The sequence below is a fragment of the Actinophytocola algeriensis genome (assembly GCF_014203735.1).
Classification (GTDB): domain Bacteria; phylum Actinomycetota; class Actinomycetes; order Mycobacteriales; family Pseudonocardiaceae; genus Actinophytocola; species Actinophytocola algeriensis.
In genome coordinates, this window is record NZ_JACHJQ010000004.1 from 271,242 (window position 1) to 292,871 (window position 21,630).

At 70.3% G+C, this 21,630-nt stretch carries 20 protein-coding genes; 6 read left to right on the forward strand and 14 right to left on the reverse strand.

The genetic code is table 11. The features are described from left to right. Nucleotides 1–13: 13 nt before the first annotated feature. The 5 genes from FHR82_RS19125 to FHR82_RS19145 form a co-directional block, all read right to left on the reverse strand. Complete coding sequence (locus FHR82_RS19125) at nt 14–1,027, reverse strand: ABC transporter ATP-binding protein (protein ID WP_184811822.1); 1,014 nt, start codon at nt 1,025–1,027, stop codon at nt 14–16. Next, on the reverse strand, nt 1,024–1,998 hold the full coding sequence (locus FHR82_RS19130) for an ABC transporter permease (RefSeq protein WP_311771166.1): 975 nt from the start codon (nt 1,996–1,998) through the stop codon (nt 1,024–1,026). The genes FHR82_RS19125 and FHR82_RS19130 overlap by 4 nt, the downstream gene beginning before the upstream one ends. Nucleotides 1,999–2,001: 3 nt before the next feature. Beyond that, nucleotides 2,002–2,982 carry an ABC transporter permease gene (locus FHR82_RS19135; RefSeq protein WP_184811823.1) on the reverse strand — a complete coding sequence of 327 codons (981 nt, stop codon included), beginning with the start codon at nt 2,980–2,982 and terminating at the stop codon, nt 2,002–2,004. A gap of 121 nt (nt 2,983–3,103) precedes the next feature. Then, complete coding sequence (locus FHR82_RS19140) at nt 3,104–4,156, reverse strand: ABC transporter ATP-binding protein (protein ID WP_184811824.1); 1,053 nt, start codon at nt 4,154–4,156, stop codon at nt 3,104–3,106. Nucleotides 4,157–4,165: 9 nt separating this feature from the next. Next, the gene (locus FHR82_RS19145) at nt 4,166–5,836 is read right to left on the reverse strand and encodes an ABC transporter substrate-binding protein (RefSeq protein ID WP_184811825.1); all 1,671 of its coding nucleotides are present in this window, start codon (nt 5,834–5,836) and stop codon (nt 4,166–4,168) included. A 203-nt stretch (nt 5,837–6,039) separates the two neighbouring features. On the opposite strand from FHR82_RS19145, the gene FHR82_RS19150 reads away from it, so the two are divergent. After that, on the forward strand, nt 6,040–7,296 hold the full coding sequence (locus FHR82_RS19150; RefSeq protein WP_184811826.1) for an ROK family transcriptional regulator: 1,257 nt from the start codon (nt 6,040–6,042) through the stop codon (nt 7,294–7,296). Here FHR82_RS19150 and FHR82_RS19155 read toward each other — a convergent pair. Then, nucleotides 7,287–9,485, reverse strand: a complete 2,199-nt coding sequence (locus FHR82_RS19155; RefSeq protein ID WP_184811827.1) for a discoidin domain-containing protein — start codon at nt 9,483–9,485, stop codon at nt 7,287–7,289. The two genes, FHR82_RS19150 and FHR82_RS19155, sit on opposite strands and share 10 nt — an antisense overlap. 133 nt (nt 9,486–9,618) lie before the next feature. Then, a complete protein-coding gene (locus FHR82_RS19160) occupies nt 9,619–10,185 on the reverse strand; it encodes a hypothetical protein (protein WP_184811828.1) in 567 nt (188 codons plus the stop codon). 336 nt (nt 10,186–10,521) lie between these two features. Between FHR82_RS19160 and FHR82_RS19165 the strand changes: the two genes are divergently transcribed. Together FHR82_RS19165 and FHR82_RS19170 are read left to right on the forward strand one after the other, a co-directional pair. Continuing rightward, complete coding sequence (locus FHR82_RS19165; RefSeq protein ID WP_225944080.1) at nt 10,522–11,523, forward strand: XRE family transcriptional regulator; 1,002 nt, start codon at nt 10,522–10,524, stop codon at nt 11,521–11,523. Further along, the gene (locus FHR82_RS19170) at nt 11,510–12,661 is read left to right on the forward strand and encodes a hypothetical protein (RefSeq protein ID WP_184811830.1); all 1,152 of its coding nucleotides are present in this window, start codon (nt 11,510–11,512) and stop codon (nt 12,659–12,661) included. The genes FHR82_RS19165 and FHR82_RS19170 overlap by 14 nt, the downstream gene beginning before the upstream one ends. Here FHR82_RS19170 and FHR82_RS19175 read toward each other — a convergent pair. The 3 genes from FHR82_RS19175 to FHR82_RS19185 are packed head-to-tail and all read right to left on the reverse strand — an operon-like array spanning nt 12,656 to nt 15,829. Then, nucleotides 12,656–13,147, reverse strand: coding sequence for a GNAT family N-acetyltransferase (locus tag FHR82_RS19175; protein ID WP_184811831.1), 492 nt, complete (start codon nt 13,145–13,147; stop codon nt 12,656–12,658). The two genes, FHR82_RS19170 and FHR82_RS19175, sit on opposite strands and share 6 nt — an antisense overlap. A gap of 8 nt (nt 13,148–13,155) precedes the next feature. Further along, nucleotides 13,156–14,148: a LacI family DNA-binding transcriptional regulator gene (locus tag FHR82_RS19180; RefSeq protein WP_184811832.1), complete on the reverse strand. Its 993-nt coding sequence runs from the start codon at nt 14,146–14,148 to the stop codon at nt 13,156–13,158. 16 nt (nt 14,149–14,164) lie between these two features. After that, nucleotides 14,165–15,829, reverse strand: coding sequence for an AfsR/SARP family transcriptional regulator (locus FHR82_RS19185; RefSeq protein WP_184811833.1), 1,665 nt, complete (start codon nt 15,827–15,829; stop codon nt 14,165–14,167). An 83-nt stretch (nt 15,830–15,912) separates the two neighbouring features. Here FHR82_RS19185 and FHR82_RS19190 point away from each other — a divergent pair, with 83 nt between their 5' ends. From FHR82_RS19190 to FHR82_RS19200, 3 genes are read left to right on the forward strand one after another with little or no spacing between them, the layout of a single operon-like run. Next, nucleotides 15,913–16,767: an SMP-30/gluconolactonase/LRE family protein gene (locus FHR82_RS19190; protein ID WP_221464002.1), complete on the forward strand. Its 855-nt coding sequence runs from the start codon at nt 15,913–15,915 to the stop codon at nt 16,765–16,767. After that, the gene (locus FHR82_RS19195; RefSeq protein ID WP_311771167.1) at nt 16,764–17,132 is read left to right on the forward strand and encodes a YidH family protein; all 369 of its coding nucleotides are present in this window, start codon (nt 16,764–16,766) and stop codon (nt 17,130–17,132) included. The genes FHR82_RS19190 and FHR82_RS19195 overlap by 4 nt, the downstream gene beginning before the upstream one ends. Further along, entirely contained in the window at nt 17,125–17,436 is a 312-nt protein-coding gene (locus tag FHR82_RS19200; protein ID WP_184811836.1) for a DUF202 domain-containing protein, read from the forward strand. Before FHR82_RS19195 ends, FHR82_RS19200 begins: the two co-directional genes overlap by 8 nt. Here FHR82_RS19200 and FHR82_RS19205 read toward each other — a convergent pair. Genes FHR82_RS19205 through FHR82_RS19220 form a run of 4 tightly spaced genes read right to left on the reverse strand, consistent with a single transcriptional unit; the run spans nt 17,396 to nt 21,376 of the window. After that, nucleotides 17,396–18,211, reverse strand: coding sequence for an MBL fold metallo-hydrolase (locus tag FHR82_RS19205; RefSeq protein WP_311771168.1), 816 nt, complete (start codon nt 18,209–18,211; stop codon nt 17,396–17,398). The two genes, FHR82_RS19200 and FHR82_RS19205, sit on opposite strands and share 41 nt — an antisense overlap. Further along, nucleotides 18,208–19,425, reverse strand: a complete 1,218-nt coding sequence (locus FHR82_RS19210) for an SAM-dependent methyltransferase (RefSeq protein ID WP_184811838.1) — start codon at nt 19,423–19,425, stop codon at nt 18,208–18,210. The genes FHR82_RS19205 and FHR82_RS19210 overlap by 4 nt, the downstream gene beginning before the upstream one ends. Continuing rightward, complete coding sequence (locus FHR82_RS19215) at nt 19,422–20,132, reverse strand: DUF1365 domain-containing protein (protein ID WP_311771169.1); 711 nt, start codon at nt 20,130–20,132, stop codon at nt 19,422–19,424. Before FHR82_RS19215 ends, FHR82_RS19210 begins: the two co-directional genes overlap by 4 nt. Continuing rightward, nucleotides 20,129–21,376: an NAD(P)/FAD-dependent oxidoreductase gene (locus tag FHR82_RS19220; protein WP_184811839.1), complete on the reverse strand. Its 1,248-nt coding sequence runs from the start codon at nt 21,374–21,376 to the stop codon at nt 20,129–20,131. The genes FHR82_RS19215 and FHR82_RS19220 overlap by 4 nt, the downstream gene beginning before the upstream one ends. Nucleotides 21,377–21,630 lie beyond the last annotated feature (254 nt).

The following is a 21,630-nucleotide window of genomic DNA, read 5'->3' on the forward strand; positions in this document are numbered from 1 at the left end:
TCGAGACGTCGGGTCAGGTGTTGACCCGCTCGACCGCGTGCAGCCAGCAGGCCACGGTCCGGTTGTCGGTCGCCGATGACGTGCCGGGTGGTGCCGCCAGGACCGGCGACCGGTCGGCGCACGGCTCGAACGCCTTGGGACAGCGGGGATGGAACGCGCACCCCGACGGCATCGCGCGCAGGTCCGGCGGCGAGCCGGGGATGCCGGTCAGCTCCCGGCGCGGCCCCCGCAACGCCGGGAACGAGTGCAGCAGGCCGTCGCTGTAGGGGTGCAGCGACTCCCGGTAGAGGTCCTGTGCCGGCGCGGACTCCACGATCCGGCCGCCGTACATGATCGCGATCCGGTCCGAGAACTCCACGAGCAGCGACAGGTCGTGCGTGATGAACAGGACCGAGAACCCGATCCGCTCCCGCAGCTCCACCAGCTGGGCGAGGATCTGCCGCTGCATCACCACGTCCAGCGCGGTGGTCGGCTCGTCCATCACCACCACGCGCGGCTCCAGCGCGAGCGCCATCGCGATCATCACGCGCTGCCGCATGCCGCCCGACAGCTGGTGCGGGTAGCTGTTCAGCCGGTCGGCGTTGATGCCCACCAGCTTCAGCAGGTCCTTCGCGCGGGCGCGTTGTGCGGCCCTGCTGGTCCTCGGCTCGTGCGCGGCGATCACGTCGCACAGCTGGGCCGCGATCGTGTGCACCGGGTTGAGCGAGTTCATCGCGCCCTGGAACACGATCGAGATCTCCGACCAGCGGAACCGGCGGAGGTTCGCGGTCGACAGCGTCATCAGGTCGAGGGGCTCGCCGTCGCGCGGGTGGTACAGCACCTGCCCGCCGGTGATCACCCCCGGCGGCGGCAGCAGCCGCAGCATCCCGTAGGCCAGCGTGGACTTGCCGCTGCCGCTTTCCCCTGCCAGGCCGAGGACCTCGCCGCGGTGGAGCGTCAGGCTGACGTCCCGGACCGCGTGCACGGCCTCGTCGCCGAGGCCGTAGTTCACGTCGAGGTTCCTGATCTCCAGAACGGGATCGCTCACGTGCTGTCCCCCTTCCCGGAGAGGACCGGCGTGAAGCCGACCCGCATCTTGACCCCGCGCACCTTCGTGCCCGCGCTGCTGCGCAGCCGGGGGTTGACGTACTCGTCGATGCCGAAGTTCAGCAGCGCCAGCCCGGTGCCCAGCAGCGCGATCGCGAGCCCCGGCGGCACGAACCACCACCACGCGCCCTGCGCCAGCGCCTGCTGGCTCTGCGCCCAGAACAGGATCGCGCCCCAGTTCCACTCGGACACGCCGGGCACGCCGATGAACGCGAGCGTGATCTCCGACAGCACCGCGAAGATCACCGTCCCGATGAAGCTCGCCGCGATCACCGCGGTCAGGTTCGGCAGGATCTCGAACCCGATGATCCGCCAGGTCGACTCACCCGTCGCGCGGGCCGCCTCGACGTAGTCCCTGCGCCGCAGCGACAACGTCTGCGCACGCAGCACGCGCGCGCCCCACGCCCACGACGTGCAGCCGATCACCAGCGCGATCGTCATGTCGTTGGTGTCCGGCAGGGACAGCGTGATGATGAGGATCAGCGGCAGCGCCGGGATCACCAGGAACACGTTGGACAGGGCGGAAAGGCTCTCCGAACCCAGGCCGGACAGGTAGCCGGAGGTCACGCCGATCAGGACACCGAGCACCGTGGCCACCACACCGGCGATGAGCCCGACGAGCATGACGCTGCGGGAGCCGTCGAGCATCTGGCTGAACAGGTCCTGGCCGAGGTGCGTGGTGCCGAACCAGTGGTCGCCGTTGGGGCTGGCGAGCAGCTGGTCGCCGCGCTCGCCCGGGTCGTACGGGGCCAGCATCGGCCCGAAGATCGCCAGCAGGACGAAGAAGCCGAAGAGGACCATCCCGATCCTGGCCTTGCGGTTCCCGAGGAACCGCGGCCGCCTGCGCTTCCTGGTCGGCGTCGGTGCGGCGGGGGGCACGGCCGTCATGACCTCCGCGGTGGGCAGTGCCACGGCTCAGCCCTCCTTCCTGGTGCGCGGGTCCAGCAGGAGGTAGATGAGGTCCGCGAACAGGTTCGCGACCAGCACCGACAACGTGATGATCAGGAAGATGCCCTGCACGAGCGGGTAGTCCTTCGCGCCGACCGCCTGGAACAGCTGGAACCCGACGCCGGGATAGGAGAACACGATCTCCACGAGCAGCGTGCCGCCGACGATCAGGCCGAGCGACAGTGCGAACCCGGACACGTTCGGCAGCAACGCGTTCCGCGCCGCGTAGCCGATCATCACCCGGCGCTCGGACAGGCCCTTCGCGTGCGCGACGGTGATGTAGTCCTCGGAGGACACCGTGAGCATCATGTTGCGCATCGACAGGACCCAGCCGCTCATCGACGAGATCAGGATCGTGATCGCGGGCAGCAGGCTGTGGTAGACCGCGCTCCACACGAAGTCCATGTCCCAGCTGGGCACCACGCCGGGGTCGTAACCGCCGGACGAGGGGAACGCGCCGCCCGCGTCGGCGAGCAGCGTGATCGCGATCAGGCCGAGCCAGAAGTACGGGATGGACGACAGGAACGTCGTCACCGGCATCAGCATGTCCGCCCACGAGCCACGCCACCAGCCGGCGAGGACACCCATGAACGTGCCGAGCAGGAAGCTGATGACGGTCGTGATCCCGACGAGCCCGAGCGTCCACGGCAGCGAGTCGGACAGCACCTCCGACACCGGGGTGGGGAAGAACGTGAACGAGAGACCGAGGTCGCCGCGGAACAGCTGCCCGATGTAGTCGAAGTACTGCTCGACGATGCCCGTGTCGGTGTCGAGCCCGAAGAGGATGTACAGCGACTGGATCGCGTTGGCGTCGAGCTGCCCACGCGAACGGGCGATGAGCGCCTGGACCGGGTCACCGGGGATGAGGCGGGGGAGAAAGAAGTTGATCGTGATCGCGGCCCACGCGGTGAACGCGTAGAACCCGATCCGGCGGAGGAGGTACCCCATCAGCGCACCTCCCCGGACCCCGGCGTGATGAGGGACCCCTTCGTGGCGCCTGGCGTGATGAGGGACCCCTTCGTGGTACCCGGCGTGATGAAGGACCCCTTCATCGCATCGTTCTGCCGCCTCATCGAGCCGCCTCCACCGTGTTGGCGTCGTAGAGCCAGCACGCGGCCCAGTGCGGACCGTCACCGTTGGACTCGACGGTCAGCCGCGGCGGGGCGTCGGTCTCGCAGCGGGCCATCGCGTGCGGGCAGCGCGGGTGGAACCGGCAGCCCGACGGCGGGTCGATCAGGCTCGGTGGCTCACCGCCGCCGACCTCCTCGACCTCGGACTCCGCGCCCGCGATGCGGTCCGGATCCGGGGCCGACGCGATCAGCAGCCGCGTGTAGGGGTGCGCGGCGTGCTGTGTCACCGCCTCACCGCCGCCGCCCTCCACGACCTGACCCGCGTACATCACCAGCACCTCGTCGGCGAAGTACCTCGCCGAGGCGATGTCGTGCGTGATGTACAGGATCGCCAGGTTGAGCCGGTCCCGCAGGTCCCGCAACAGGTTCAGCACGCCGAGGCGGATCGACACGTCCAACATGGACACCGGCTCGTCGGCCAGCAGCGCCTCCGGGCCCGCGGCGAGCGCCCGCGCGATCGCGACGCGTTGCCGCTGCCCGCCGGACAGCTCGTGCGGGAACTTCGACAGGAACCGCTCCGGCGGTGTCAGCGACACCCGGGTCAGCAGCTCCTCCGCGGTCGCCTCGCTGTGGTGGATCTTCAGCGCGCGCGTGAGGTGGTAGCGCACGGTGTGGATCGGGTTCAGCGAGGCGAACGGGTCCTGGAAGACCATCTGCACACGCCTGCAGTACGCGCGGAACCGGCGCCCGCCGGTCGCGTGCACCACGTCGCCGTGCAGCAGGATCTTCCCGTCCGTCTGCTTGACCAGCTGTGCCAGCAGCCGCGCCACGGTCGACTTGCCGGAGCCGGACTCGCCGACCATCGCGGTCACGCGGCCCTTGCGGAGCACGAGGTCGACCTGTTCGACGGCGTGGACCGCCCGCTGCTTCGTGAACAGCGTCCGCAGGCGGCGGCGGATGGGGAAGTGCTTGGTGAGGCCCACCGCCTCCAGCACCACGTCGGTGGCACTGGGGGCGGTGGGCGCTGACCCTGGGGCTGTGGAGGCCGTCATCGGTATCGCTTACGACGCCGGCTTCAGGTGCAGGATGATGTCGAGCGCGTTGGGCTGCGTCGGCTGGGCGGGCGCGTACTGGTTGTCCTCGTCGGGCCAGCCGACCCAGTTCTTCGTGCTGTACTCGCCACCGGCGTTGGCCGCGCCGGTGATCAGCACCGGCGCCTGCTCGACGTAGATCTTCTGCAGCTCGTCCATCGCCTCCTTGCGGACCGTGTCGTCCGCCGCGTTGGCGTACTGGTGCAGCGCCTCGGTCGCCTCCGCGTTGCGGAACCGGCCCCAGTTGCCGTTCACGCCCGCCGTGCCCTGTGGCTTGTACAGCGCACCGTCCATAATGGACTGGTACAGGTCGTACGGGGTGGCGCCGTTGTTGGTCCAGTGCATGGCGGCCTCGAACTGGCCGGTGTCGACGTTGGTGGTCCAGGTGTCCTGGTTGGCCTTGTCGACGGTCGCCGCGATGCCGAGGTCCGAGAAGTTGTCCTTCAGGATCTCGAGCGTCGTGATGTAGTCCGACCACCCGGCCGGGTTCGACATGGTCAGCTTGACCGGCTTGCCGGTCTTGTCCATCAGCGCGTCGCCGGAGTAGGTGTAGCCGTTGTCGGTCAGCAGCTGCTTCGCGCCCTTGACGTCGACTTCGAACTCCTTGCCCTTGTACTCGTCGGCGAGGAACGAGTCACCCGCGGGTGTCGGGATGCCGGTGATGTTCTTGATCTCCGGGTAGAAGTAGCCGGCCTCGCCCTGCATGAACACGTCGTTGCGGTTGATGACCATGTTCATCGCGCGGCGCAGCACCGGGTCGTCGAACGGCTTCAGCTCGGTGTTGAGGAACAGGCCGTGCGCGGCGAGCACCGGCGGGAACCACAGCTTGTGGTGCTCCGGGTCCTTGTTGACGTAGACCGCCTTGTAGTTCGAGATGAACGTGAAGGCCCACTCGGACGAGCCGTTCGCGAGCGCGGTGGTCTGCGCGTTGTTGTCGTTGTACGACGTGTAGCGCAGTTCCTTGACCTGCGGCAGGTCCTGCCAGTAGCCCTTGTCCCGCACGGTCAGCGTGACGGTCTGCGGCGTGAACGACTTCAGCGTGTACGGACCGGAGCCGACCGGGTCCTTCACGGTGTCGGTGGCCGGGTCGGCGAGCTTGGACCAGACGTGCTCGGGCACCATCGGGGTCTGGGTGAGGATGTCCATCTGGTTCACGAACTGGGAGCTCGTGAACGTCACCGTCACCTTGTTCCCGTCGGCCGTGGCGTCGGAGTACGGGATGGCGTTGATGTTCAGCGCGGGAGTGCTCTTCAGCAGCGTGAACGTGTAGGCGATGTCCGCGCCGGTGACCGGCTTGCCGTCCGACCAGGTCGCGTTGTCCCGGATGGTCAGCTCGAGCTTGCGGAAGTTGTCCGACCAGGTCCACTCGGTCGCGAGCCAGGGCTTGCCCTCCTCGTCCGGCTTGACCTGGTTCGTCATCACGAGCGGCTCGTAGAGCGCCCACCGGTAGCCGAGCGAGTTGCTCGAGCTGGACGGGAGGAACGGGTTGTGGTTCTCGGTCTGCGGTCCGTTCGGCATGCCGATGTTCAGCACGCCGCCCGAGTTGCCGCCGCTGCCCGTCTGGCCATCGCCACAGGCCGCCAGTGAAGCGGTGAGAAGTAACGCCGCGGCGACGGCCACGGCCTTTCGCCTGAGTCGCATCGAACCGGACTCCTTTGTCGGGGAAAGGGAACGCGAGCGTGCACGCCGCCTGTTGGCTGGGAGTCAACCGGGTGAGCGAGGTCACGTCAATAACGGACAGGTAACGAACTTAGCCTTATTTAAAGATGCGAATAAAGTCTGCGCATGAACTATGGTTCCGCCTCGTTAGGCTGACGCGACCAGGTCGGGAGAGGACGGTGCTCATGCAGCCGAGACGTGCGACGGTCCGTGACCTGCGCAGGCGCAACCGGTCGACGCTGCTGTCCACGCTCTTCTTCGAGGGGCCGCTCTCGCGCCACGAGCTGGGCGGCCGCACCGGCCTGTCCGCCGCGACCGTGAGCAACGTGGTCGGCGAGCTGATCGACGACGGCCTCGTGATCGAGGCGGGCCAGGTCGAGTCCGACGGCGGCCGCCCCCGCGTGCTGCTCCGCGTGGACCCGACGTTCGGCAACGTCGTGGGGATCGACGTCGGCGAGACCGGCGTGACCATGGAGCTGTTCGACCTGTCGATGACCCGCCTCGCGACGGTCGACCACCCGCTGGCGACGCCGCAACCGGATGTCGCGATCGTCGGTGAGATCATCGCGGCGGGCTTCGGCACGCTGCTCGCCGAGGCGGGCGTGACGGAGTCCTCGCTGCTCGGGGTCGGCATCGGGGTGCCGGGGACGGTCGAGCAGGGCGCGACCGTGCGCGTGCACGCGCAGACGATCGGCTGGGACGGTGTCGCACTCGCGGATCTGGTGCACGCCAAGGGAATCACGGCACCGGTCTTCGTCGAGAACGGTGCGAAGACCCAGGGTCAGGCCGAGATGTGGTTCGGCGCGGGGCGTGGGGCCCGGCACGCGGTGATCGCGCTGATCGGGTCCGGCATCGGCGCGACGGTGATCACCGACGGCACCACGTACCGCGGCGCGACGAGCAGCGCCGGGGAGTGGGGGCACACGACGCTCTCCTACGGCGGCAGGCTCTGCCGGTGCGGCGCGCTCGGCTGCCTCGAGGCCTACGTCGGCGCCGAGGGCATCCTCGACCGGTTCCGGAAAGCCCGTGGCGGCAAGGCGGTCCCGCGCGACGACGAACAGTCCCAACTGGACTTCCTGCTCGACGCGGTGGACCGGTCCGACATCGCCGCGGCCTTGGTGGAGGAGACCGTCGGCTACCTCGGCGCGGGCATCGCGAACCTCGTCAACCTGTTCAACCCCGAGCGGATCGTGCTCGGCGGGTGGGCCGGCATGGCGCTGGGTTCCCGGCTGCTGCCGGAGATCCGCACCGCGACGGCCGCCCACGCACTGCGCCACGCGTACGACCAGACGTCGATCGTCCTTTGTGAACTCGGGCCGGACGCGGTGGCCGTCGGCGCGGCCACCCTCCCGGTCGAGGCACTGCTGAGCCTTGGGGCGGACCCGAGGATCCGCCCCAAGGCTCAGATATTGCAGGTGTCGCAGGGGAAAGGTCACGGATAGTTGGTCACGTAGCTCACCTGGTGCGGTTGGTTCGCCACCTCACCCGTGTCGTTGATGACGCGGTTGATCGTGCCCACGCCACCCAGCGACACCGTCACCAGACCGTGGAACCGCACACCCGGCTTGTTCGGGACCTCGAAGCCGCGGCTCGCGACGACCGCCGGGTTGGTGTTGAAGAAGCAGTACGCCCCGACGCCCCACGCCTCGTGGTTCGTCACCGAGTCCGCCACCTTGTACGCCGCCCAGCCCTGGGCTCCGCCGCCACTCGAACCCCACGCCGCGTTGCTCGGCGGGTCGTAGGGCATCTCGTTCTGGTAGAAGTACGTCCGGCCGTTGTCGCCGTTCCAGATGGTGTTGTACTGCTGGTAGTGCTCGACGAACAGGCCGTACATCGTCACGTTGTCACCGTTGACCACCAGGCCGTTCTGCGCGGTGTTGATGTTCCACCCGATGCCGGTCCCGTGGTCGCCGCGCCACAGCCACATGTGGTCGCCGATCACGTCCTTGCTGTTGATCCGCAACGACACCGTCGCCTTGCCAGCGTGCTGGCCGCCGACGCGGAAGAACACGTCGTGCAGTGACGTCGGGTTCGCCGCGTGGCTCGCCGACGAGCCGGACGGGCCGATCTCCGCCAGCACCGGCGAGTTCTGCGGGCCGGCGTCGATCAGCATGCCCGCGAGCTTCACGCCGTCCACGTCGGCCACCGTGATGGCCGGGAGACCGGTGTCCGGGGTGAGCGTCGCGAGGCCGAGGCCCAGCACGACCGTGTTCGGGTTGGTGACGCGGATCGTGTCGTTCAGGTGGTGGATGCCCGGCGTGAACAGCAGGTGCTTGCCCTGCGCCAGCGCGGCGTTGATCGTCGCGGCCGGGGTGCCGGCCTGCACGACGTAGAAGTCCGCCAGGGAGATCGACGAGCCTGCCGGGTTGCCGCTCGCCCACGACGTGCCGCGCGAGTTCTCGCGGATCGCGGGGACGAACACCCGGTACTCGCCGCTGCCGTCGATGTACAGGAACGGCTTCTCGCGGATCTTCGGCGTGTTGGTGACGACCGTGTGCGACGGGTTGGGGAAGTTCTGCGCGGGCGCGCCGTTGGTGCCGGTGAACACCATGTTCCACACCGAGCCGTTCCAGCCACCGCGCAGGTCGCTGTTGCGGGTGAAGAACTGTTGCTGCGAACCGGAAACCGCGACGCCGTCAATCTGCGAGTCGGCGATCAGGCCGCCGGACGCCCAGCCGTCACCGCCGTTCCACAGCTGGACCTGGCCGCGCAGGTGCATGCGCCGATAGGGAGCCGCTTGGGAAACAGCCCAGCGCTCGATCTGCCCGGCGGGGAGCGTCACCGACAGGTTCTCCGCGGCGCGCCAGAAGTTCTGCGTGGCGTTGCCGAGGTTGTTCGGGTTGTCGCCCTGCTGGAGCCAGTCGGCCTCGACGCGCACGTGACCGTTCAGGTTCACCTGGTCGGGCAGCAGCCCGAGACCCGCGACCTGCGTGTAGAAGCGGAGGTCGACGTCGGCGTTGTACGAGCCCGGCTTGAACAGGACCGCGTACCGCTGCGTGCCGAACTGGTTGGTCCGCATCTGGGCCGCGATCGTGTTCAGCCGGGACTGGATCGTCGACTGCGGCGTCGAGGGGTCGAAGACGAACGTGTTGGGGCCGAGGTTCGGGTTGCGCGGGTCGGTCGGCGGGATCACCGGGCCGGAGCCGCCGCCGTCGGTGAACACGGACAGCTCCCAGAGCGAGTAGCCGTACTGCGTGGCGCGGGTGGTGCCGTAGACGCGCAGGTAGCGGCCGGTGCCGGTGACGTCCAGCGTCTGGTTGCCACCGGTGCCGGTCGTCGTCGAGTAGATCGTGGTCCAGGGGTTGGCGCCGGTGCCGGAGACCTGGATCTGGAACGAGCGCCCGAAGGCCGCCTCCCAGTTCAGGCCGACCCGGCAGATCTGCTGGGTCGACCCGAGGTCGACCTGCAGCCACTGCGGGTCGGAGAAGGCACTGGCCCAGCGGGTGCCGGGGTTGCCGTCGACGGCCGCGCTCGCCCGTGTGCCCGCGTTCTCGGTGGAGGAGGCGGTGGCGGTCTTGCCCTGCGCCACGTTGGTGGTCCCGCAGGCGAGCGGCGCGGCCTGGGCCTGCGGGATGGTGAGGAGAGCCGCGGCCGCGAACACCGTGGTCGCGGCAGCGAGGATGCGTTTCATAGGCCTACCTGTTTCGATCCAGAAGAGTGCAGGGATGGATCAAACGGTGGCTCGGAACCGGTACCGGAACCGATTCCGAGCCTGTGATGCATTTAACAAGCGCGTCACAGGGCCGTCAAGATGCGAACGGGTGTCAGCTCTGCGGCGGGACCTGCACCCAGCTGCGGTAGGTCTGGCCGCCCATGCGCAGGCGGGGCAGCGGCAGGAAGGTCTCGGCCTCGATGCCGTCGTACCCGTGCTTGACCACGGACCGGTAGAACCGCTCGGTCACGCCGAGGATCAGCGGCGCGGTGCTCTTCTTCAGCCGCGCCTTGAGTTCGGGGCAGTCGAGGAGCCGGACCATGAGGTCGATGTCCTCGCCGAACCGCCCCCGGCTGTCGTTGTGCACGTCCCCGAAGTGCATGGCGACACGCAGCCGGAACTCCTGCGCGTACAGCTCGTCCCGCAGCACGGGGATGAACGTGTTGACCAGGACCGGCTTGGGCACCTCGTCGACGGGCTGGATGAACACGATGGCCCCGTCGCCGCGGTCGAGGAGTGGCTCCCGGCGCTCCTCGGTGATACCGCTGGCGATCAGACTCTTCTCGAGCACGTCGTACATCGCGGCGCGGATCCGCGCCCGCTGGACGTTGTTCAGGTCCGTGGACCCCTCGACATCAACCCCTACGACTGTCCGCTGTACCGGGAACGGGGTGCTCATGTTGGCCGCGCATGCTTCATCACAGGCTCCCGTCTCTCCGGAGCTGCGTGGTCTCGAGTGATACTTCAGTAAAGTTCAGTGATTGTGGGTATCATCACTTGAGATGAGTTTAGATTGTCAGAACCCGCTGAACAAGCTGATGCTTCATCACGGAGTTACCACTCGAGGCCTGACAGTTGCTGTCGCAGGGGCTGTCACTGCGTCAAATGCCGTGGCACTATAGTGCGCTCGGCGCTAACATCGCACCACTGGCTGAACTTCGCTGAAAGACGTTGAAATCCAATGGCGAATCTTGCGAGGCGGTTGAGGTCCCTCCGGACCGGTATGTGGCCGAGCATGCGCGTGACCCAGCTCCAGCTCGCGGCCGCGCTGGACGTCAGCCCGGCCCTGATCTCGTCGTGGGAGAGCTCGAAGAGCTCCGCGGTCCCGCCGACGCACCGGCTGGAGGCGTACGCGCGGTTCTTCGCCACCCGGCGGTCGGTGGCCGGGGAGCAGTACCGCCTCCTCCGGATCGACGAGCTGACGGCCGAGGAGAACGCGGACCGCGAGGAGCTGCTCGACGAGCTGCTGGCACTCGTCGCCCCGGAGCCCGCGGGCCGACAGACGCCCGGCCTGCCGTTCGACGGCACGATGTTCCGCTACCCGGCCGACGAGGACATCACGATCGTCTGCTCCGAGCTGCCGCAGGAGCGGCGCAGCAAGTTGTCGTACGCGGCCCCGGACTCGCCGGACTACATCGAGGCGTACAAGTACGCCGACCTCGACGCACTGCTGGAACTGCACGGTCACGTCCGGGCCGCCAACCCGCTGTCGAGGGTGAACATCCGCGTCGCCCCGCTGATGGCGGACGAGTACGCCACCCACCTCATCCTGCTCGGCGGCGTCGACTGGAACCCGGTCACCAGGGAGCTGATGTCGCGGGTCGACATGCCGGTGCGGCAGAGCAGGCGAGCCGAGGACGAGACCCTCGGCGCCTTCGAGGTCGGTCCGGAGGACGACGCCACCGTCCTCACGCCGTCGGCGCGGACGCTGGGCGAGCAGGCGGTGCTCACGGAGGACGTCGCCCAGATCTACCGGTCCGTGAGCCCGTTCAACATCAAGCGGACCGTGACCCTCTGCAACGGGACGCACCAGCCGGGAACGCTGGGCATGGTGCGGGCGCTCACGGACTCGCGGTTCCGGGACCGCAACGAGCGGTTCATCCGGGAGCGTTTCGCCGGGTCGGACACCTTCACCCTCATCAGCCGGGTGAGCGTGATCAACGGTGTCGCCATCACCCCGGACTGGTCACTGCCGGGTGACCGGCTGTTCGAATGGTCACCCGGTGACGACGGCTGAGCCCGGCAGGCTCGCGGCCTCCGTCCACCACCACGGTCGGCACGACGCCCTCATCGACACCCCTCCGCACGCCGCGCCGGGCAAGGTCGACGCGATCATCGTGCCGACCGCCCGTTCGGCGAAGGAGATGGCCTACGCCGTCAACCTGGCGAAGAGGCTCGGCTGTGTCCTGGTCGCCCTGTGCAGCAGGTGGTCCATCTTCACCGAAGTGGTGAAGGTCGCCCGTCCGTTCGGGACGGAGGTGATCGTCATCGACGCCCGGCGGCTGCCTCCCGGTGTCCTGCCGCGGTTCTCCACCGACCGGCTGCTCGCGGGCACCCGGTTCTACCGGACGACCGACACCAGCCAGAAACGCAACCTGGGCCTGCTCATCGCCCGGCTGAGCGGCTGGGAACGAGTGGCCTTCCTCGACGACGACATCACCATTCCCGAGCCTTCGGACCTGAAGGTGGCGGCAGGGCTCACCGATCGCTACGCGGGTGTCGGTCTCCAGATCGATCCGCGATCGCCCAGCTTCCCGGACAACTCCGTGGTGTGCCACGCCTACCGGGACGCGGGCGGTGACCAGGGCATGTTCGTCGGTGGTGGCGCGCTCGTCGTCGGGTCGGCGTCGATGACCTCGTTCTTCCCCAACATCTACAACGAGGACTGGTTCTTCCTCCTCGGCGAGGACAACCTGCGCCCGGTCACGATGGTCGGCCGGGCCCTGCAGCGGCCCTACGACCCGTACGAGGACGGCAGTCGCGCCCAGGTGGAGGAACTGGGGGACTGCCTCGCGGAAGGGCTGTTCTGGCTGTTCGACAACGGCGGGTCCATCCAGGACGCCGACGCGGTGTTCTGGCAGAGCTTCCTCGCGAGGCGGATCAGCTTCATCGCGGACGTGGTCGCCATGGTCAACCGCATGCCGGGGGGCGGTGGGAAGCGGCTGAGGATGCTGGCGGCCCTCAAGGCGGCCAGGGACCGCAGTGAGCGGATCAAGCCGGACCTCTGCACCCAGTTCGTCGCGAGGTGGCGGAACGACCGGGTCACCTGGCGCAACCACGTCGACGAGCTCCAGGAGCGGCACCGCGTCAAGAACGCGGAGAAGGTCCTGACGACCCTGGGGCTGACGGGGCAGTCGCGCTACCTGTCGTCATGACAGGGCCTTGACCAGGATCCGGCAGATCTCGACCTTCCGCAGCTCCCCGTTCTCCGGGTGCGTGAGGCAGGGGACGAGCCCGAACGGCCATTCCGTGAAGCCGCGGTGGTCGTAGAAGCGCGCCACGTCGTCGTTGGTCCGTTCGACCGCCAGCGCCACGCGGTCGTGTCCCCGGCCCGCCAGTTCCCGCTCCGCCGCGCTGATCAGCGCGGTGCCGAGGCCGTGGTCCCGGTGGTCGCGGTGGACCTCGAGGTGGGTCAGCAGCGGGATGCCCGGCAACCGGTCGCGGATCTCCGGTTCCTCCGCCGGTTCCAGCCACAGGTAGACGTCGCCGATCGGGCGGGTGCCCCGCCACGCGCTGAGGAGCACGCCGAGGTTCTTCGCCTGCCGGGCCAGGCGGTCGGCGAAGTAGTCGCGCTGGCCCAGGTGCGCGACGAGTGCCGCCAGGTCCTCGTCGTCGGCTGTGCGGATGTGTGTGCGCTGCATGGGCTCGCTCACACGGCGGGTGCGCTTTCGCGGATGACCAACGAGGTCGGGACCACCAGGGGTTCCTCAGGTGGGGTCTCTCCGGCCAGGTGGGCCAGCAGCATGGTGGCGGCCGCCTCGCCCATCTCCCTCGACGGCTGGCGGACCGTGGTCAGCGCCGGCTGGGTGTGTTCGGCGATGGAGATGTCGTCGAAGCCGATCACCGCCACGTCGTCCGGGACGGTGCGGCCCGCCGCGCGCAGGCCGTCCAGGACGCCGACCGCCATCAGGTCGTTGTGGGCGAAGACGCCGTCGAACTCGACGTTCTTCGCCAGCAGCTCCTCGATCGCGGCCTGGCCGCCGTCGCGGGTGAAGTCGCCTTCCGCGGTCAGGGCCGGGTCGAAGGCGTTCGCCGCCGCGCCGTGGAAGCCCGCTGTCCTGTCCCGGGTGCAGCCGAACGCCGCCGGGCCCGTCACCATGGCGAGACGGGTGCGGCCCAGGGTCAGCAGGTGGGCCGCCGCGTCGGCCGCGCCCTTGTCGTTGCTCGTCGCCACCGACGGGAAGCCGGGGTGGTGGCCGCGGTCGTCGATCATGACCACCGGGAGGCCGCCTTCGTGCAGGCTCGTGATGTAGGACAGCGTGTCCGGCGGCTCCACCAGCAGCAGGCCGTCGAAGGCGTTCGCCGACACGTGCCGCTGGAACTGGGTCAGGGACTGCTCGCCGCGGTTGACCGTGTGCAGGAGCAGGCCGTAGCCCCGCGCCTCCAGCACGTCCGACACGCCCTGCAGCACGTCGCCCATCCACGGCCACGTCAGGCCGGGGACCAGCATGCCGACGGTCTGGGTGCGGCCCCGCGCCAGGCCGACGGCACCCGCGCTCGGGGTGTAGCCGGTGGCGGCGATGACCTCGCGCACCCGGATGGCGGTCGCCGCGTCCACGTCACCCTTGTTGTTGAGCACGCGTGACACGGTGGTCTTGCTGACCCTCGCTCTTCTCGCGACCTCGGCGATCGTCACGCGCATGCAGGTCAGGATACGTTCACGACGCCCACTCCGAGGGCTGGACGGTCAGTTCCGCGGCGACCAGCTTCGCGAGCGGGCCGATGCGGCCGTCCTCCAGCAGGCCGTGTTCGACCAGGCGCCTGGCCACGTGCGGTGGCAGCTCGCCGACCGGCATGCCGCCGCCGAGGTGGCGGAACGCCGTGGCGGACATGGGGTCCGACGCGGTCAGCTCGCGGTAGCGGCCGAGCAGCCTGGCCCTCGGGTCGAGGTCGTCGACGGCCAGTTCGTCGAGCAGGTTCTCGTCGTGCAGGCGGGGCACGAGGTCCTCGATGCCCAGCCGGGGGCTCTGGATCAGCACCGCGGCGACCGCGCGGATCGCGAGCGGCAGGTGGTCGCAGCGCGCGACGAGGTCCCGCGCGTGCCGCTCCGACACCAGCCGTGCCCTGCCGACGAGCCTGCTCAGCATCGCGATCGCGGCGCTCGGGGTCAGCCGCGCCACCGGCACGCGTGCGGTGGCGTCGACCGCGGCGAGTGGCGAGTCGGCCGTCACCACGAACGCGCAGCCCGGCTCGGACACCAGCAGCGGCCGCAGTTGCGCGGCGGTCGTGCAGTGGTCGATCACGACGAGCGCCCGCTTGCCGGTCAGCGACTCGCGCCAGCGCGCCGCGGTGTCCGAGGACAGGCCCGCGCTCGCGAGGTCCACGTACAGCTGGCCGTCCGGGAAGCGCCACGCCGCCTGGTGCGCGGCCAGCAGCGCCACCGACGACTTGCCCGCGCCCGCGGGCCCGTGCACGACCACGACCTGCGGACCGGTCGCGTCGTCGCAGACGGCCGACACCACCGACCGGACCTCCTCTGCCCGGTCCACCACCGGTGCCTGGTGCGGCAGCTGGCAGCGGGTGCCCGCCGCGACCGGCGCGGTCGCGACCGGCTGCGCGAGCAGCGCGCTGTCGCGGTTGAGCATGGCGGCGTGCAGCTGCTGCAGCCGCGGCCCCGGTTCCAGGCCGAGCCCCTCGACCAGGCGGTTCCTGGCCTCGGTGAACGCCTCGAGCGCCGCGGCCACGTCACCGCTGCGGTACAGCGCGAGCATCAGCGCCGCCCAGCAGCGTTCGCGCAGCGGGTGGTCGGTGACGAGCCTGCGTGCGACGCCGACCTGCTCGGCGTGCCTGCCGACGGCCAGCTCCGCCTCCATCAGGTCCTCCTCGGCGAGCAGGCGCTGCTCGGCGAGCGCGTCGAGGTGGCCTGCGAGCGCGCGGCGGGGCGGCAGGCCCTCGCCGGCGTGGCCGCGCCACAGGCCGAGCGCCTGGCGCAGGTGGGTGCGGGCGCTCGCGGCTTCCCCTTCGGCGAGCGCGCGCCTGCCCGTCTCGGCGAGCCGGGCGAAGACGTGCACGTCCAGTTCCTCCGGCGCGGTGGCGAGCAGGTAGCCGCCGCTCTTGGACACGAGGCGGTTGCGGGAGCCCTGGTCGAGCGCGCGGCGCAGCGCGGTGGCGTAGGTGCGCACGTTGGACCGCGCCGACGGCGGCGGCCCGCCGTCCCACAGGACCTCGCCCAGCGCCTCGAACGACACCACCGTGTTCGGCGCCAGCGCGAGCGCGGTGAGCATGAGCCGGATCTTCGTCGACGACAGGTCGATGGCCGACCCGTCGTGGTACAGCTCCACCGGACCGAGCAATCGATAGCGGATGCTTTCGTACGTGTCCATGACATGCACCTCCCCAAGCGGTTCCATGCTGGGTGAGGCCGCTAACAACTCGCTAACAGGCGATGCCGGGTACGGTCCTGTCTGTGATCGTCGACGTGGTGCTGGCGGCGGAGGCGCGGCTGGCCGAGGGCCCGATCTGGGATCCGCGCAGCTCGTGCCTGCGGTGGGTGGACATCCAGCGGGGGCAGGTCCACCGGTTCGACCCCGCCTCGGGGACGGACACGTACTTCGAGGTCGGCGAGGACGTCGGCACGGTCGCCGTGCGGGCCGCGGGCGGGCTGGTCATCGCGACCACGTCGGGCCTGTACACGTGCCTCGACGACGGCGGCCGCAGGACACTGCTGCACGCCGTGGACACCGACCCGCCCGGCGGCCGCTTCAACGACGGCAAAGCCGACCCGTGGGGCCGGTTCTGGGCGGGCACCATGCTGGACGAACCCCGTGGCGCGGGCGCGCTGTACCGCATGGACCCGGACCATTCGCTGCACACGATGGTGACTGGAGTGTCCTGTTCCAACGGTCTGGCGTGGTCGCCCGACGGTGCCGTCATGTACTACATCGACACGCAGACCGGTGGCGTGGACGCGTTCGACCACTCGGTGTCGTCGGGTGAGCTGTCCGGCCGGCGCCGGATCGCCGACATCGACCGCGGCCACCCGGACGGCATGACGATCGATGCCGACGGTTGCCTGTGGGTCGCGCTGTGGGACGGGTGGGGGTTGCGGCGGTTCGCGCCGGACGGGCGGTTGCTGGCGACGGTCGAGGTGCCCGCGCAGCGGGTGACGTCGTGCGCGTTCGGCGGGCCCACGTTGTCCACGCTGTACATCACGACGGCGCGGGCCGGGTTGCGGGACTTCACGGACCAGCCGCTGGCCGGGTCGTTGTTCGCGCTGGAACCGGGGGTGCCGGGCATGGCCCCGGGGGAGTGGGCCGGGTGAGCTGGCCGACGCGGCTGCGGGAGCGGGGCGAGGATCCCGATCCGCGGTTCAGCTTCGCCAATGAGCGGACCTTTCTCGCGTGGATCCGCACCGCGCTCGCCCTGCTCGCCGCGGGGATCGGTCTCGAGGCGTTCGCGCCGCCGCTCGCGGTGCCCGGGTTGCGGCAGGTGCTCGCGGCGGCGCTGGTGCTCTCGGGCGTGTGGATCAGCGGACTCGCCTTCCGCCGCTGGTTGCGGAGCGAGGAGGCGTTGCGGGAGCGGCGGCCGCTGCCCGCGCCCCGGCTCGCGCCATGGCTCTCCTACGGCATCGCCGCCGTCGCCCTGGCCGTGTTCGTGCTCCTGGTGGTGGCCAACCTGCGTGGCTGAGCCTCCCGGTGTGCAGAACGAGCGGACGTCCCTCGCGTGGGTGCGGACCGCGCTCGGGCTCGTCGTCTGCGCCCTGCTCGCCGGGCGGTTGGCGGTCGTGCGCGGGGAGGGCTGGGCCATCGGGGCGGGCATCGCCGCCGCCGTGCTCGCCATCGGGGCCCTCGGCTGGTCGCACGACCGCTACCGCCGCGCCGCCCTGCGGTTGCACGCACAACGTCCCGTCGACTTCGCCGTGCCCGCGCTCGTGCTGACCGCCACCGTGGTCATGGTCGGGGTGCTGGGGTTCCTGCTGGTCGTGCTCTGACGAACGGTTCCGTCAGGTGCGGCGTCGCCAGTTCCGCGTCGCGGGCCAGCAGCGCCATGCGGCTGGCCCGCGCCAGCCCGGGGTCCTCCTCGTACACATAGGACACCGAGGGCGCCACCAACTGCACCGCGTGCACCAGCACGTCACCCGTCACGACCACCTGTGTGCCGCCGCCATCGACCACCACCGACTGGTGTCCCGGTGTGTGACCGGGCGTGGGGATCACCGTCACCCGTTCGCCTGACGGCAGCGACGACAGCACCGTCTCGCCCGGCACCTCCTGCAGGACGTCCGCCGCGCGCAACGGCCGCACCACGTACGACGCCACCGGGTCCGTCACCCACGCCACCTCGTCGCGGTGCAGCACGTACCGCGCGTTGGGGAACATGGGCTCCCCGGACGGTGTCACCGCCCAGCCGCAGTGGTCCGAGTGCAGGTGGGTCAGCACCACCGTGTCCACATCGGACAGCGCGACGCCGAGGGCGGACAGCGCGCCGGGCAGCGCACCCGGGACCGGCGCCCAGCCCTGCGCCGGCGCGCCTGCCGGCCCGATGCCCGCGTCCACCAGCGTCACGCCCGCCGCCGACCGGACGAGGAACGCGCGGAAGTCCAGCAGCCACCGGCCGTCGTGGCCGAACGCCGCCGGGTCCGCGCTCCTCGCCAGGACCCAGTCCCTCGGCGACGCGCCGGGGAACGCCGACTCCCACGCCACGTACGGGCCGCGGGCGTCACGCAGCGCTGTCACCGTCACCGCACCGACTGAACGTGTGCTCACCCGGTCGAGCGTAGGCCGAACTGCCACACATCCAGATACCGCGACCGGAACCCGGCTTCCGAGTACGCCAGGTAGAACTCCCACAGCCGCTCGAACACCTCGTCGAACCCCAGCGCCGCGACCCGGTCCCGCGCCGTGCCGAACCGGGTCCGCCACTGCGCCAGCGTTCGCGCGTAGTGCGGGCCCAGGCCGCGGCGCCGCTCGATCGACAGCCCCGCCTGTGCCGCCTGCTCCTCGATCACCGGCACCGACGGCAGCAACCCGCCGGGGAAGATGTACTTCTGGATCCAGTTGTGCGAGTGCCGGGTCGCCAGCAGCCGGTCGTGCGGCATCGTGATCGCCTGCAGCCCGATGCGGCCGCCCGGCGCCAGCAGGCGGGCCAGCGTGGCGAAGTACTCCGGCCAGAACTCCGCGCCGACCGCCTCGATCATCTCGACCGACACGACCGCGTCGTACGTGCCGGTCGCCGCGCGGTAGTCCAGCAGCTCGACCGTCACCCGGTCGGCCAGCCCGGCGGCGGCCACGCGCTCCTCCGCCAGCTTCTTCTGCGCCACGGAGATCGTCAGCGAGGTCACCGTCGCGCCGCGCAGCGCCGCCCGGATCGCCAGCGCGCCCCAGCCCGTGCCGATCTCCAGCACCCGGCTGCCCGCCGCGACCCCCGCGTAGTCGAGGATCCCGTCGATCTTGCGCAGCTGCGCCGCCGCCAGGTCGTCACCGGGCTCGAACCAGGCCGCCGAGTACGTCATCGACTCGTCCAGGAACGTCTCGAACAGCTCGTTCGACAGGTCGTAGTGCCGGTGGACGTTCTCCAGGGCCCCGTCGGGGGTGTTCAGCTCGGTCGCGGGACGGCGGGCGTCCACCCACCGGCGGAACGCCTGCAGCGGCGCGGGCACCAGCGTCGCCATCCGCGCGGCGAACGGGGTGAGCACGGCCGCCGGGTCGGGGCTGCACCAGTCGCCCGCCATGTGCGCCTCGCCGAAGCCGATGTTCGCCTGCGTGCCGAGCCGGTGGAAGAACGCCGACGGCCGCACGACCCGCAGCTGCGGGCCGCCCCGGCCGATCGTGGCACCGTCCGGAAAGGACACGGTGACCGGCAGGTCCCGCGCGGCGTGGCGGAAGAGCCGTTCCGCCACCCACGCGCGGAACGGCGAGGACGGTGGTGCGGGCAGCGCCGTCCGGCCGGTCCCGGTCGTCTCGGTCGTTTCGGTGGTCACTGCACACCCTCCTGTGGTACGTGGGGCGCGCGCGGCACCACCGGCAGCTTTCGCAGCCACAGCACGATGCCGTGGCGCTGGATCAGGAACCGCACTCGTTGCGGCACAAGGCAAAGCGTGTAGCCGAGCACTCGTCGTGCGGTGCCGGGGCCGACGCGGCGGCCGGTGAGCGTCGCCGTGAACGCGGGCTCGTCCTCCTGGCGCAGCGCGATCGTCAGTGACAGCCGCTCGTCCGGTGGTGGCAGCCGCATCCGGTAGTGGCCCGACACCTCGAGGAACGGGGACACGTAGAACTCCTTGTCCACCTCCGCGTGCCACCGCTCACCGGGGCGCAGCAGGTAGCAGTGCCGCTCGCCGTAGGTGTTGTGCACCTCGGCCACCACGCACAGCGGCGCCCCCGCCGCGTCCTCGCACCAGTAGACGGTCAGCGGGTTGAACACGTACCCGAGCGACCTCGGTGCCGCCAGCATGGTGATCCGCGCGGGCGCGGGGATCCCTCGGGTGGCGAGCCATTCCGTCAGGTTCGTCCGGATCGACCGGTCCGGGTCGCCGAGGTGGTCGGCCGCGCGGAACGACACCAGCCGGGACAGCGGCGATGTCAGGGGGAGGTCGTCGACGTCCACGAGCCACAGCCGCACGCGGTGGCTGAAGCGCCGGTCCAGCGCCCTGTGCCGCACGTGCGTGAGCTTCGCGGTGTACAGGATCACCAGTCCACCCCGAACGCGGCGGCCGCCCGCACCCCCGACGCGCAGCCGTCCTCGTGGAACCCCCAGCCGTGGTAGGCGCCCGCGTACACCGTCCGGACCGTCGCGAGCGAGGGCAGGAACTGTTGTGCCGCAACGGACTCCGGTGTGTACACGGGGTGCTCGTAGGTCATCTTCGCGAGCACGGCGCCGGGGGCGACCCGGTCGGTCGCGTTCAGCGTCACGACGTAGGGCACCGGTCCACCCAGTCGCATGAGCCGGTTCATGTCGTAGCTCACCAGCACCTGGTCGGCGCCGGCGCAGGCCGGTTTCAGGTAGTTCCACGAGGCACGCGCGCGGCGGGCCACCGGCAGCAGCGAGTCGTCCGAGTGCAGCCAGGTCTCGTTGCGGGAGTAGGTGAACGCGCCGAGGACCCGCTTCTCCTCCGGCGTGGGGTCGGCGAGGAGCGCGAGCGCCTCGTCGGCGTGCGTGGCCACGACCACCCGGTCCACGGTGTGCGTCTCGTCGCCGTCGTCGCGCACCTCGACACCGTGCGGCGTGCGGGCGACCGCCCGCACCGGCGTGCCGACGTGGACCGCGGTCAGCTCCTTCGCCGCGCGCTCGACGTACTCGCGGGACCCGCCCGCGACGGTCCGCCAGGTCGGTGCGCCGCCGACGGACAGCAGCCCGTGGTGGGCGAGGAAGCGGAACAGGTACCGCACGGGGTAGGCGCGGCTCACCTTCTCCGGTGCCGACCACACCGCGGAGACCACCGGCAGGAGGAAGTGCTCCGTGAAGTACCGGGAGTAACCCGCGGCGAACTCGCCCAACGTGACCTCCTCCCCGTCGCCGGCCAGTACGCGCCGCGCGTGGCGGTGGAACCGCGTGATCTCGGCCAGCATGCGCAGGTAGCGCGGTCGCAGCGCGTTGCGCGGCCGCGTGAACAGACCGGGGAGCCCCCGGGCGCCCGCGTACTCCAGGCCGCAGCCGAGGCAGCGCACACTCATCGACATCTCCGACTCGCGCGTGGTCACCCCCAGCTCGCCGAACAGGCGCAGCAGGTTCGGGTAGGTGCGTTCGTTGTGCACGATGAACCCGCTGTCCACGGCGACCGTGCCCGTGGGTGTCGGCACGTCGTGGGTGTGCGCGTGGCCGCCGAGCCGGGGCGCGGCCTCGAACAGCAGCACGTCGTAGCGGCGTTGCAGCAGGTAGGCGGCGGTCAGGCCGGCCACACCGGACCCGATGACGGCAACCCTCTCGGTAGTCATGCCAGTGATTCGGTGCCGGAGGGTGTTCGGCTTGCACCAGTCGCCCGCGCGCGTGGACGGTGCGCGGTCCGGCCGTGGATATTTCGGCGATGCGGGTCCGCGGTGGCATTTTTGACGCATCTGTGGCGCCAGTCGGCCGAACTTGTAACGAGCGCGGCCCGGGCAGCGATGCTGTATCGGCTCGCCCGTTGTTCGGGTAAACCATTGCTCTCGGGAATATCCGGCCGCGCCGTCCGGAATCTTCCCGTTGCCTT